Below are 11,720 nucleotides of genomic sequence, written 5' to 3' on the forward strand. Positions count from 1 at the left end.
CTCTATCTGCTGCAACACAGGAGCTTTCTTCTACAGTTTCAGAGCTTGAGATGCAGGTAAAAGAAATCAGCAAAGCCCAGGAAGAAAATGCCAAAGCAGTAGAAACAATATCAGCCAATGCCCAAAACCTAAAGAACATATCAGAAGGACTGTTATCTAGCGTAGGTAAGTTTAAGACTTAAGGTAGCTTTATCTCTTGCGCCTGGCAATGGCTGCCTACTTTTTGTCATTCTGAAGGGCGATTGCACGAAGGATCTCATCACTTAAAAGTGAGATCCTTCGCTTAACGCTTCAGGATGACTGACTTCGCTTAACGCTTTAAGGTGACACCCTTACCCGTAATTCTGAAGTGCAAGCGAAGAATCTCATAAGTAGATCCTTCACATACGTTCAGGATGACTGTCCTTTTTGTCGCCTAAAAGTTTTAGTGAAGAATCCCACATAAAGCATACAAAGCCTGTCGTTATAATATTTTTTGGAATAAAAAAGGCCTGTAAGCCAAAAAATGCTTACAGGCAAGACACTTTAGTTTTTACACATCAAAGTACATGAAAAACTCAATTGGGTTAATTGACATACTGTATGGCTTTAATTCTTTTTCTTTCTTGTAGTCAATCCATGTTTTAATTAAATCTTCGCTGAATACATCGCCTTTTAGTAAAAACTCATGATCATCTTCTAATGCTTGAAGGGCTTCCTCTAAACTGCCGGGCGCTTTTGGCACGTTTGCAAGTTCCTGTGGCGGTAAATCATATATGTTTTTGTCAAGCGGTTCTCCTGGATCAATTTTGTTTAATATGCCATCGATTCCTGCCATAAGCATTGCAGAAAATGCAAGGTATGGATTTGAACTTGGATCTGGAAATCTAACTTCAACCCTCTTAGCTTTTGGAGAGGATGAATACATAGGTATTCTTAGCGCTGCGCTTCTGTTTCTTGAAGAATAAGCCAGGTTAATTGGTGCTTCAAAACCAGGAACTAGCCTTTTGTATGAGTTTACAGTAGGATTTGTAAAAGCTGCTATAGCTTTTCCATGCTTTATGATACCACCCATGTAGTACATTGCAATTTCGCTTAGACCAGCATATAAGTTTCCAGCAAATAGAGGCTTTCCGTCTTTCCATAAACTTTGGTGTGAGTGCATGCCTGTGCCGTTATCTCCAAATATAGGCTTTGGCATAAACGTGACAGTTTTACCGTACATAGCTGCTGTATTTTTTACTATGTATTTATACTTTAATACTTTATCTGCCATATTAAGCAAGGTATCAAACTTCATATCGATTTCACACTGACCCGCTGTTGCTACTTCGTGATGGTGTGTTTCAACTTCTATGCCAACTTTCTCAAGGTTTAGTATCATTTCTGTGCGTAAATCCTGAAGGCTGTCTGTTGGAGCAACTGGAAAGTAGCCTTCTTTGTTTCTAATTTTGTAGCCTAAATTTGGTTCTTCGTCTTTACCTGAGTTCCATATACCTTCTTGAGAATCAAGGTAATAGTAGCTTGCATTTTGTTTGATATCATACCTTATACTATCAAGGATGAAAAACTCTAACTCAGGTCCAAAGTAGGCAGTATCTGCAATACCAGTGGACTTTAAATACTCTTGGGCTTTGTATGCAATGTAGCGTGGATGTTTTGGGTATGGTTGTTTTGTTATGGGATCAAGTATACAGCATACCATGTTGAGTGTTGTTACTTCTGTAAAAGGATCCAAAAACGCACTATCTGCATCTGGCACAACAAGCATATCACTTTCATTTATAGACTGCCAGCCTCTAATTGATGAACCGTCAAATCCCAAACCTTCTGTAAAAGTGTCTTCTTCAATAACATGCGCTGGTACGCTGAAGTGCTGCCATGTACCAAGTAAATCAACAAATCTTAAGTCAACTACTTTTACCTCTTCGTCTTTAATAAGTTTTAAAACTTTTTCAACTGACATAAAAACCTCCTAAGTTTACTTGGTCTATGTTAAGCAAAAAACGTTCCTAAGTTTATAATAACTTGTTTTTTTAAAGTTTTTAATTGTTTTTCTATTATAACAAGCTTGTATTTTGTTAACAAAATTGTATAATTGTTTACAATGAGGAGTATTAATGTTAACGAAAATTATTTTAGCATACTTCATGAAGTAAGTAAAGTTTTGAGCAGACAAAACAATATAAGGGATGCTTTCAAAAGCATACTTAAATTGCTTTACTCTTATCTTGACATACCGGCTAGTTTTATTGCTTTGTATAACCCTATTGAAAATACATTGGAGATAAAAGAAAGCTTTGGTTTGCTCAAAAAAGAAAAATATAAAGGTGTTTTTAGAGTAGGTGAAGGCATTGTAGGAAGTGTATTTAAAAACGAGATTCCAGCAATCATACATGATCCAAAGGAAAATAAGGATTTTTTAAACAAAATGGGCATTTTAAACCGTTTTGATTTTGATGTAGTTTTTATTGGAACCGTAATAAAAATTGGTGGAGAAAAACTTGGTGTGCTTGGTATTTACAAAGAAAAAACGCGAAATTTATCATATGAAAATGAGATAAAGTTATTATCAATGATAAGCATTCTGATCGGTTTTGCTCAAAAAATGAATGAAAAACTTGAGTTTCAAAAAAGGACATTTGAGCAGGAAAAAGAAATTTTATTAAATAAAATAGAGATTAGAGAGCCTATAGCTGAAATTATAGGTGTTTCAAAACCGATTGATAATTTAAAAAACACTATTTTAAAAGTTGCCAATGTTGATTCAACAGTGCTTTTAGAAGGTGAGAGCGGCACCGGAAAAAGTTTGGTTGCAAAAGTTATACATAAACTAAGTAGCAGAAAAAAAGAAGCTTTTATTAGTATAAACTGTGCAAGCATACCAGAAAACCTATTAGAAGCAGAACTTTTTGGTTATGAAAAAGGTGCATTTTCTGGTGCAATCTCTCAAAAAAAAGGGAAATTTGAAATAGCAGATAAAGGGACAATCTTTTTGGATGAGATTGGCGACATTCCGTTATCATTACAAGGAAAACTATTAACAGTAATCCAGGAAAAGGAATTCTCCAGGCTTGGTAGTCTAAATACAATTTCTGTAGATGTTAGAATTATTGCAGCGACAAATAAAAATTTATACAAGCTTGTAAACGATGGAAAATTTAGAGAAGATTTATATTACAGGCTTAATGTTATACCCATAAAAATTCCGCCTTTAATTGAGCGAAAAGAAGATATACCGATATTGATAGATTATTTTTTAAAGATATTTAACGAAAAATACAATAAAAGCGTTCAACTTTCAAAGGAAGTTTTAATAGAATTGATTAATTATAATTGGCCTGGTAATGTAAGAGAACTTGAAAATATTATAGAAAGACTTGTTGTTATGAATGATCATACTATTTATATTAAAGATCTGCCTGCATATATTTCACAAAATATATCATTAAAAAAATATGAAATACCAACTAATAGCGACAAAAATTTACCAAATCAAATACAAAATATTGAAAAAAAACATATAGAGTTAGCTTTGAGAGAAACAGGATTTGTCAAATCAAAAGCAGCTAGATTACTTAATCTTACTTTAAGGCAACTAGATTACAGAATCCACAAATATAATATAAAACTGCAAAAATAAAAAGCGCAAACAGACTTAGCTGTTTGCGCCAGTGCTTTAATTAGCAACCTTCTACTTTTGGTTTAGCGGCTTTCTTTGCAGCTGCTGTTGGAGCTTTCTTTTCTACTTTTTTCTCAACTTTCTTCTCTACTTTTTTCTCCTCAGCTGCTTTTGCGCCAAGAGAAAGTGCTGTGGTTAAAAACATTGATGCAACCAACATTGCTAAAACTTTTTTCATGCCATACCTCCATTAAAAATTTTTCAAATTATAGTAACTTTAAAAGTGCAAGTCAAGAATTTTTTTTATTAATATGTTGCTCCATGTTGCAAAAGAAAATTGTACACTGCTTGATTACCACTTTCTTTTGCTGCACCAAGTGCAGTGCCTCCAACGACACTTCTTGCATTTACATCGGCACCATGAGCAATTAAAATTTTACAAATTTCTAAATTTCCATAATAGGCAGCATACATTAGCGGGGTTGATCCATTTTTATCTTTAACATTTGGGCTGATGCCTTGAGCTAATATCTTTTTTACAAGTGTAGCGTTGGAGCTTGATACAGCTTTAAATAAATCATCTGCCGTGTATGATTTTTGTGATACATTTTCTTTTGTTTTTTGTGTAACAGTTGATGTTTTACTGGTATTTAGATTTGGATGAATAATATTTTCGCTAATTTTTTTAATATCTGCTTTATTAAGCTTCCATTCATTTCCAGATTTAATTAACTCCCAGGTACCTTCGTATGTACTAACTACTGCTCCATCTTTTATTTTATCTTGTGCTGTTACTATAACATTTGCTTTGGATGTTTGATTATCAAGCTGCGTAATTTCTACATTTTTAAGTTCTGTTGATATAGTGTTTTTAAAACCATCAGACCAAAGATTGTAGGGTTGTTTTGTTTGAAAATTGCTAGAAAGCACGCTATAGGCTTCCCGCAAGTTATTTGGTATGTTTTGATAGTAAGTTTTAATTGTATTTAGGATAGCGTTTTTTTCTTCTTCAAGATTTTGCGGCGTTTGGTTTTGCGTGGCATTGGTTGTTTGTGTTTGTTGAGTGATCATGTTTGAGCTTAATTCTCTAAGTTTTGCGCATGCAATTGAATTATTTTTATTGCAAGCTATTGTATAGAAATTAATTGCTTGAGCTTCATCTTTTGGAATTTGTGTACCATTTGCATACATATCTGCAAGTCTAACGCAAGAATCTGTATTACCTTTATTGCAAGATTTAGCAAGCAGTTGAGCAGCTTTTGAATACTCTTTTTTGTCAATTAACTCAAGTGCTTTTTTGTGTAAAGAAAACATGCTTTTGTATACAAAATAACCCCCAAAAGCCGCTATAGCAATTAATATAATAACAATTATAGAAACAAGCAATGAGTCATTTTTAGGTTTTTGAATAACTTTTAAATCAGGTTTTAGTGAGTCTTTGGATGTGTCAGCTTGTTTTGTCTCTTGTTTTTGTTCGTTTTGTTGCGTAATATTGTAACCACAATATTTGCAAAACTTTGACGAATCATCTATTTCTTTGCCGCAATTTGGACAAAACATAAACCCTCCCGGCATATTATTTCAAATTTGTAACATTTTATTTAAAAAAGTATGTTTTGTAAAGCAAAATTTAAAAAATTTTTTTAATATTGAATATTTTGCAAAATTTGTTATTATAATTTACAATGGTTTATTTGTTAAATGGTCCCATTTTGACAGATTTTGGTTTGTATAGGTACAAAAAAATAAGCATTTTGCAAGCAAAGAAAATTTTAAAAGAAAATAAGTTTGTGTCAGCCATAGGTCATGAAGCCACGGCAATATTTTTAAGTGAACTTTTAGAACTTGATATTAAATACAATCGCATAGCAATTAAAATGAAACAGGGAGATTTAGCAATAGTGTTTCATTTACTTACAAGGCTTAAAGAAGGTCAGGTATTGAATATAAAGGAATTATGCAGTAAAGATTATACGTTAGGTATTTTAAAAAGACTGGAGTAGGTGATTGCCTTGAAAGTATCAATTACAAGCAAAGATGCGTTGATTTTAGTAGACATTCAAAACGATTTTTGTGTGGGCAGTTTAGCTGTACCCAATGCCTGTGATATTATAAAATACGCAAATTCTTATATTGAGATTTTTAAAAAGAACATTAGGCCAATTTTTGCTACAAGAGATTGGCATCCAAAAAATCATTCGTCTTTTAAAGAATTTGGAGGTATATGGCCTATTCATTGTATTCAAAATACAGATGGATCAATGTTTTATAAAGATTTAAGGTTACCAAATGACACACTTATTATTTCAAAAGGAACGAATCCAGATAAAGACGCATATTCTGGTTTTGATGGTACAGACCTTCATGATAAATTGAAGAATTTAAATATCAATAGATTGTTTATCGGAGGGCTTGCTACGGATTATTGCGTAAAAGCAACAATTTTGGATGCGTTAGCGCTAGATTATACTACTTTTTTCTTATCCGATGCCTCAAAAGCAGTTAATTTAAAACCAGATGATGAAGCATTGTCTATCAATGAAATGCTAAAAGCGGGCGCTATTTTAATTGATTTAAATGATTTAATCCAATAATTTTAGGTGATTTCATGACAAAAAAAATTAAGATACTTTTTTTGTACCTTTTTTACTTAGTGCATGCCATCAATACCATTCTAGAGAATATTACTTATCACATCCTAAAAAATGCGTTGAAAGACTTCACTATTGCAAACAAAACTACGGCACAATTATGTACGAAAATCAAGATTGTAAAAACGCATACGAAGCTTATATTGAGCTATCACACGCTAACATGAAACAGAATTTGCATTAATTTACCAAATCCAAACGAAAATGCAGCGGCAAAAAAAGATGAAGTTACCATTTCAAATATTTTTTTTCTTATAGAAATACCTGATACTATTGAAACAACTGTACCAACACTAGATAAAGCTAAAAATGCAAGCAATATTGAAAAAGGCAACGCGCTCATTGAGGTTTTAAATATAAAAAAGGGTGTAACAGGAAACAGTACGCCAATCAAATATGCTATAGCTGTAAAAAAACCTGATTTTAACTCATTTTCTTCTACTTCCTGAGTTAAAAATTTTGATAAATCAGTATTGGAGTCCTGGAGTTTTTTAGTAATCTCAGTAGCTATATTTTCATCTATGTTTGAGTCAATAAGATCTTGTTTTAATACTTCAATTGCACGCTTTGGCGCAACACTAAACAACATCTCATTTCTTTCATTTTTGCTTTGAGCAATTTGTCTTTGTGATCTAACGGATATAAATGCACCAATACCCATGGAAAGTGCTCCAGCAATGCCCACAATTGAACCGCTTATTCCAACCAAAAAAGGATTGGTAAAATATACAGCACTAAGTCCTGCGACTGTGCCCAAAATTTCAACAATGCCGTCATTCATTCCCAGTATAAAATCCCTTACATTGTTTGCACCAAATTTTTTTGATTCTTTATTAAATATACTTTCATGCTCAATTTCTTCTAAAATAATATTTTTCAAAATAGCTTTTTCTTTTTCGTCAAGAGCGTTTGATTTTAAAAAGCTATAGTATTCTTTGACTGTTGAGTTTTCGCCGGCTTCCAATAATGATACAATTATTGCAGCAGATATAAATTTTTGTAAAAAAGCTGCTATTTTGATTTTTGATGTATTTATTTTATCTTTGAGCTCTATATTATATTTTTTAGCAATTTTTTTCCAGAAAAGCGAGTGATTTTTTTCAATTTGTGCAATTTCACTTAAGCGATTTTTTAATTCTTCATCTTTTTGTGATTTTGACAATGCTAAATATAAGTGATAATCGTTTATTTCTCCTTGATAAAACTTTTCAATCAAATTCAAAAAATTTTCCATTTTACATTCCTTCGTGTATAATTCATATATAATAAATTTAATTTTGTCAAGTTTAGAGGGAGTTTTTATGTGTGATGTATATGCTATTAAATTTAGCGAGCTTGTTAAAATAGTTGAACGCTTAAGAAAAGAATGCCCCTGGGATAGACAGCAGACCAATCAATCTATAAAAAACAATCTTATAGAAGAAGCTTATGAGCTATACGAAGCCTTAGAAGAAGATAATGATCAAAAGATTATTGAAGAGTTAGGTGACTGTCTATTGCAGGTAGTTTTTCACTGTATTATAAAAAATGAAAATGGTAATTTTAGTTTGATTGACGTTATTGATAATTTGATAGAAAAACTAATCAAGCGTCACCCCCATGTTTTTGGCAAAAAACAATTAAATACAGCACAGGAAGTATTATCCCAATGGGATAGCATTAAGCAAAAAGATAAAAAATCTATACTTGAAGGTATACCAAAAAGAATGCCATCGCTTTTTAGAGCTTATAAGGTCCAGAAAAGATTATCAAAAGTTGGCTTGGAATTTGATGATGCAATAAATGCAGAAACCAAAATTTACGAAGAGTTAAGTGAGTTTAAAAAAGCAAAAACTACAGAGCAAAAAAAAGAAGAACTTGGGGATGTGTTGTTTAGTATAGTTAATTTTGCAAGGTTTTTTGATATTGATCCAGAAGAAGCTCTTCATATATCAATAGATAAAATAATTAAAAGGTTTGAATACATTGAAAAGAAATTAAACGGCAATTTTGGTGGCGTCTCAAAAGAATTATTAAACAAACTGTGGGATGAGTCAAAGAATCTAACTTAAATTATTAGTCTCAAAAAAACTTCTTTGAAATAATTTACTTATATTTACATTTTATTTACATAAATATGAAGAAAATTTAATAATAAAACCATACTATTGAGTCAACAAATTATTGAGAGGAGGTTTTTGCATGGTAAAGCAAAAAATGAAAAAAAGCGTACTTTCTTTGGCTGTCATAGCTGCTCTCGGGTTTACAAGCACAAGCTATGCTGGGACTGTTACAACAAAGACTGACACAAACATTACATTGTATGGTTTTACTCAAATGTATTTTGATTGGTACAATAATCAAAGTTTTCTTGGAACCAGCGCATCCAAAGAGTATTCTGGTGGTAAGTTAAATATTCCTGCGTAAACAAGTTTTGGCTCAACTGCAAACTATACGCGTTTGGGTTTTAACCTTGACAACAAAGCAGAAGGTATAAAAGGCTTAATAGAAGGTGATTTTAAAGGTGGTGGTGCTAATATTGGTACAGATGGCAATGGCAAATTTCGCTTAAGGAGGGCTTTTTTTGTTAAAGAGTTCTGCCAGGAAGGTTGCAATTATACACCATGGTTGCTTGTAGGACAAGATTACAGCCCTGGTAATTTTGATGTATATTCTCTAAATGGTTTAAACAATACAGCTGGTACGGATTTAACTAAAAAAATCCCACAGGTTGCATTTGGTGTAAAATTGGATTTAGGGGCTGCAAAATTAAACCCATATATAACATTTGAAGACATTCAAGGATATGTAACAAGTAAAGTATCACAAAGAGCATCCATGCCAGGTATTGGTATAAAAGTACCAGTAGAGTTTGAAACTGGTCTTGGATCTCCTGCAAAATTTTATGCACAATTTCAATGGCAGCAAACAAAACAGACATATAACAACAGCGACAATGACGAAAACTCTTACATTATAGGAACTGGATTGGAGTTGCCAATATATGCATTTAGCTTAAAAGGTGACGTTTATTATGCTAAAGCTTTTACAGGTTTTGGTGCCCCAACGGATAAAATATCACCTCCTTCTTTTTATTTAAATGGTAATTCACTTGAGAAGGTTAGCTCTACAGGATGGGCACTGCAAGCTAAGGTTGACTTTAATAAATTAGCTCAAGTACCAATTAGTATTGCTGGAGGTTACTCTCAAATTATATACGGAAATCTTACTACGCTTTCAAGTTCAGACTATGCAAGAAAAGCTGCTACAGTATATGCTAATTTGGCTTACAATTTAACAAAATCTGCATCTTTGGGTTTAGAATACGATAGAAATATTACCTATTATGTTGGATCTAAAAACGATCCAAACCATGCTCAATATTCAAATCAGGTGTTTTTAGTTGGTACTTATAAATTTTAAACCCATCTTAAATTCTATTATATAAAGATGGGTTAGTTTAAGCTTTTTTTTCATACTAACCCCCCAAAAAAGTTTAGTTACTGTTTATTAAGTAACTAAGCTTTTTGTTTTTTTATTTTGGTAAGTTTTACAATTTTTTTAAAGTGAGCCTTGTAAAATGCAAGGCTCTGTGTGCAGAATCAATAGATTTTTGAGAGATAATTTAGTATATCTGAAGTAAGAGGTGTAGCCTTTTTTGTGTTTTTATCAATAGCTACAAGCGTAGTTAAACCTTTGGCAAATGTTTTATTATCATTTTTAACTATGTATGATATATCAAAACTTGATTTACCAATTTTTTCAATTTTTAATTCTACAAATACGATATCGTTAAATAAAATTGGTTCTAAATATTCACATGATTGTTTTGCTACTACAAACCAAATGGTATCAGACACTTTTTGAAAAATCTGTCCAAGCGCTACAATGCGTGCATATTCAAAATATGTAAAATACACTGCGCTGTTTACATGTGTATACATATCAAAATCGCTGAATCTCTTTTGAATTTCTACTATCATTTTCCAAGCATCCCTTCTTTCATGGATTTATCTGGTGGTTTTGGGCCAAAATAAACCATAATTATTGCTTTTTGAAGCTCTGGAGAATGAATTTGACCAATTAAAGAACCATTTTCGTATACCTGTGTATTGCCATTTTCGAGTAAAGCTATTTCTATTGAGTCACCTTTTTTAAAGCCATGTGTAAAAAGATTGAGAAAACTTTTTTCTTCACTTGTGCCAATAATTGATGGGTAATTATCTTTAAAACCTTCTTTAAATGCTCCTATAACCTTATCTTTGCTAACATTTGGATACACAAAATACATAACAATGACTTTATTTTGTTTAGATGAAAGAAGTTGTTCAGTGGAATAAACTCTTTCTTGTGTATATAAAGCTCCTACATAAATTTTTATACCAAGAAAACTATAATGTCTAATCCCATAACCATTCAACTGCAATTGTGTTGAATTAAGCATTAATGTATTTTTTACATTAACACCATCTACATTTACTGCATACGATACTTTTGACAAAAACAATACACCAAATACAATTAATAAGAGTTTTTTCATTTTTGATGCCCCCTTATTTATTTTGTTCATTTTTGTTTTGTTCAATTATAGATAAAATGCGTTTTCTGTATTCTACTATATCGTTTCTTAAAGAGGCTAATTTTGAAATCCTACTATCAATCTTATCAATATGATCATCTAATATTTCAATCAATTTTGGCATAATAGTAATTGATTGCTTATGCTGATTATAAATATCTGCAAGTTCTAACATTTCTTTTAAGGTTAAACCCAATTCTTTAAGTTTTAAAATAAACTTTATACGTCTTATATCTTAATTAGAGTACAGTCTTATACCATTTTCTATACGAAGCGGAGGATCTAGCAAACCAAACTCTTCGTAATATCTAATTGTTCTTGGCGTTATACCCAATTTCTTTGAAACCTCTCCAATTTGAAAATATTCTTCGTTATTAATGTTATTCATAACAGACTCACTCTTACGTTAAAAATCATAATTTATATTTATCATATTAATTTTAGTTTGTCAATAGAAAAGTAAATAAATTTTTACTTGACATTTACGTAAATTATTATAGAATATTTAAAGTTAATATTTTAATTAAGTATGCTTATTTTAAAAGGAGGTTATTATGAATATCCTGGTGTGTATCAAACAGGTTCCAGATATGGAATCTAAATTTAAAATCTCAAGTGACGGACAATGGTATGAACAATCTGATTTGACTTTTAAAATCAATGAATATGATGAGTATGCCATTGAAGAAGCAGTAAGGCTTAAAGAAAAGTTAGGCAGTGCTGAAGTTGTAGCACTTTCTATTGGTCCAGAACGCACAAAAGAAGCAATAAGAAAAGCTTTAGCTATTGGTGCGGACAAAGGTGTACATATACATGATGATGAATCACACAAAAAAGACTCGTTTCAAATTGCTACAATAATTGCAAGTTATGCCAAAGATAAAAACTTTGATATTATATTTTTAGGCAT

General features: G+C 31.7%; 16 protein-coding genes and 1 pseudogene. 9 read left to right on the forward strand and 8 right to left on the reverse strand.

What is annotated here, in order from left to right:
- The coding region (locus BLQ93_RS09430; protein WP_159427525.1) for a hypothetical protein at window positions 1–182 on the forward strand (182 nt) is incomplete at its 5' end.
- A gap of 350 nt (window positions 183–532) precedes the next feature.
- Here the strand turns inward: BLQ93_RS09430 and glnA are convergent.
- A complete protein-coding gene (gene glnA / locus BLQ93_RS09060; protein WP_092129769.1) occupies window positions 533–1,945 on the reverse strand; it encodes a type I glutamate--ammonia ligase in 1,413 nt (470 codons plus the stop codon).
- 141 nt (window positions 1,946–2,086) lie between these two features.
- Between glnA and BLQ93_RS09065 the strand changes: the two genes are divergently transcribed.
- Entirely contained in the window at window positions 2,087–3,622 is a 1,536-nt protein-coding gene (locus tag BLQ93_RS09065) for a sigma-54-dependent Fis family transcriptional regulator (protein WP_092129771.1), read from the forward strand.
- 40 nt (window positions 3,623–3,662) lie between these two features.
- Here BLQ93_RS09065 and BLQ93_RS09435 read toward each other — a convergent pair whose 3' ends face one another.
- Together BLQ93_RS09435 and BLQ93_RS09070 are read right to left on the reverse strand one after the other, a co-directional pair.
- Window positions 3,663–3,839, reverse strand: coding sequence for a hypothetical protein (locus BLQ93_RS09435; RefSeq protein ID WP_159427526.1), 177 nt, complete (start codon window positions 3,837–3,839; stop codon window positions 3,663–3,665).
- A gap of 68 nt (window positions 3,840–3,907) precedes the next feature.
- Window positions 3,908–5,161 (reverse strand): ankyrin repeat domain-containing protein, encoded by a 1,254-nt coding sequence (locus BLQ93_RS09070; protein WP_159427527.1) that lies wholly within the window; start codon window positions 5,159–5,161, stop codon window positions 3,908–3,910.
- 125 nt (window positions 5,162–5,286) lie between these two features.
- Here BLQ93_RS09070 and BLQ93_RS09075 point away from each other — a divergent pair, with 125 nt between their 5' ends.
- The 3 genes and pseudogenes from BLQ93_RS09075 to BLQ93_RS09875 all read left to right on the forward strand — a co-directional run.
- Window positions 5,287–5,604 (forward strand): STIV orfB116 family protein, encoded by a 318-nt coding sequence (locus BLQ93_RS09075; protein ID WP_092129775.1) that lies wholly within the window; start codon window positions 5,287–5,289, stop codon window positions 5,602–5,604.
- A 9-nt stretch (window positions 5,605–5,613) separates the two neighbouring features.
- Window positions 5,614–6,195, forward strand: a complete 582-nt coding sequence (locus BLQ93_RS09080) for an isochorismatase family protein (RefSeq protein ID WP_092129789.1) — start codon at window positions 5,614–5,616, stop codon at window positions 6,193–6,195.
- A 58-nt stretch (window positions 6,196–6,253) separates the two neighbouring features.
- Window positions 6,254–6,436, forward strand: a pseudogene (locus tag BLQ93_RS09875) (EexN family lipoprotein); the annotation flags it as partial.
- Here BLQ93_RS09875 and BLQ93_RS09085 read toward each other — a convergent pair.
- The gene (locus BLQ93_RS09085; protein ID WP_092129777.1) at window positions 6,404–7,486 is read right to left on the reverse strand and encodes a VIT1/CCC1 transporter family protein; all 1,083 of its coding nucleotides are present in this window, start codon (window positions 7,484–7,486) and stop codon (window positions 6,404–6,406) included. The pseudogene BLQ93_RS09875 and the gene BLQ93_RS09085 sit on opposite strands and share 33 nt — an antisense overlap.
- Window positions 7,487–7,553: 67 nt before the next feature.
- On the opposite strand from BLQ93_RS09085, the gene mazG reads away from it, so the two are divergent.
- From mazG to BLQ93_RS09100, 3 genes are all read left to right on the forward strand, one after another.
- The gene (gene mazG / locus BLQ93_RS09090) at window positions 7,554–8,303 is read left to right on the forward strand and encodes a nucleoside triphosphate pyrophosphohydrolase (RefSeq protein ID WP_092129779.1); all 750 of its coding nucleotides are present in this window, start codon (window positions 7,554–7,556) and stop codon (window positions 8,301–8,303) included.
- A 130-nt stretch (window positions 8,304–8,433) separates the two neighbouring features.
- On the forward strand, window positions 8,434–8,658 hold the full coding sequence (locus BLQ93_RS09095; RefSeq protein ID WP_092129781.1) for a hypothetical protein: 225 nt from the start codon (window positions 8,434–8,436) through the stop codon (window positions 8,656–8,658).
- Window positions 8,659–8,691: 33 nt separating this feature from the next.
- Complete coding sequence (locus BLQ93_RS09100) at window positions 8,692–9,654, forward strand: hypothetical protein (RefSeq protein ID WP_092129783.1); 963 nt, start codon at window positions 8,692–8,694, stop codon at window positions 9,652–9,654.
- A 179-nt stretch (window positions 9,655–9,833) separates the two neighbouring features.
- On the opposite strand, the gene BLQ93_RS09105 is transcribed toward BLQ93_RS09100, so the two are convergent.
- The 4 genes from BLQ93_RS09105 to BLQ93_RS09595 are packed head-to-tail and all read right to left on the reverse strand — an operon-like array spanning window position 9,834 to window position 11,198.
- The gene (locus BLQ93_RS09105) at window positions 9,834–10,214 is read right to left on the reverse strand and encodes an acyl-CoA thioesterase (protein WP_092129785.1); all 381 of its coding nucleotides are present in this window, start codon (window positions 10,212–10,214) and stop codon (window positions 9,834–9,836) included.
- Complete coding sequence (locus BLQ93_RS09110) at window positions 10,211–10,771, reverse strand: chalcone isomerase family protein (protein ID WP_159427528.1); 561 nt, start codon at window positions 10,769–10,771, stop codon at window positions 10,211–10,213. The genes BLQ93_RS09105 and BLQ93_RS09110 overlap by 4 nt, the downstream gene beginning before the upstream one ends.
- A gap of 13 nt (window positions 10,772–10,784) precedes the next feature.
- Entirely contained in the window at window positions 10,785–11,042 is a 258-nt protein-coding gene (locus BLQ93_RS09590) for a MerR family DNA-binding protein (RefSeq protein ID WP_342670541.1), read from the reverse strand.
- Window positions 11,043–11,045: 3 nt separating this feature from the next.
- Window positions 11,046–11,198, reverse strand: a complete 153-nt coding sequence (locus BLQ93_RS09595) for a helix-turn-helix domain-containing protein (protein ID WP_216818775.1) — start codon at window positions 11,196–11,198, stop codon at window positions 11,046–11,048.
- 166 nt (window positions 11,199–11,364) lie between these two features.
- Here BLQ93_RS09595 and BLQ93_RS09120 point away from each other — a divergent pair.
- Window positions 11,365–11,720 (forward strand): electron transfer flavoprotein subunit beta/FixA family protein (locus BLQ93_RS09120; RefSeq protein WP_425389231.1); only part of this gene is annotated, 356 nt, incomplete at its 3' end.

This window comes from Desulfurella multipotens (assembly GCF_900101285.1).
Classification (GTDB): Bacteria; Campylobacterota_A; Desulfurellia; order Desulfurellales; family Desulfurellaceae; genus Desulfurella; species Desulfurella acetivorans.

Coding starts and splice junctions, on each gene's coding strand:
- glnA (WP_092129769.1), bottom strand. CDS start 1,945: ATGTCAGTTGAAAAAGTTTTAAAACTTATTAAAGACGAAGAGGTAAAA.
- BLQ93_RS09065 (WP_092129771.1), top strand. CDS start 2,087: ATGAGGAGTATTAATGTTAACGAAAATTATTTTAGCATACTTCATGAA.
- BLQ93_RS09435 (WP_159427526.1), bottom strand. CDS start 3,839: ATGAAAAAAGTTTTAGCAATGTTGGTTGCATCAATGTTTTTAACCACA.
- BLQ93_RS09070 (WP_159427527.1), bottom strand. CDS start 5,161: ATGTTTTGTCCAAATTGCGGCAAAGAAATAGATGATTCGTCAAAGTTT.
- BLQ93_RS09075 (WP_092129775.1), top strand. CDS start 5,287: ATGGTTTATTTGTTAAATGGTCCCATTTTGACAGATTTTGGTTTGTAT.
- BLQ93_RS09085 (WP_092129777.1), bottom strand. CDS start 7,486: ATGGAAAATTTTTTGAATTTGATTGAAAAGTTTTATCAAGGAGAAATA.
- mazG (WP_092129779.1), top strand. CDS start 7,554: ATGTGTGATGTATATGCTATTAAATTTAGCGAGCTTGTTAAAATAGTT.
- BLQ93_RS09095 (WP_092129781.1), top strand. CDS start 8,434: ATGGTAAAGCAAAAAATGAAAAAAAGCGTACTTTCTTTGGCTGTCATA.
- BLQ93_RS09105 (WP_092129785.1), bottom strand. CDS start 10,214: ATGATAGTAGAAATTCAAAAGAGATTCAGCGATTTTGATATGTATACA.
- BLQ93_RS09110 (WP_159427528.1), bottom strand. CDS start 10,771: ATGAAAAAACTCTTATTAATTGTATTTGGTGTATTGTTTTTGTCAAAA.
- BLQ93_RS09595 (WP_216818775.1), bottom strand. CDS start 11,198: ATGAATAACATTAATAACGAAGAATATTTTCAAATTGGAGAGGTTTCA.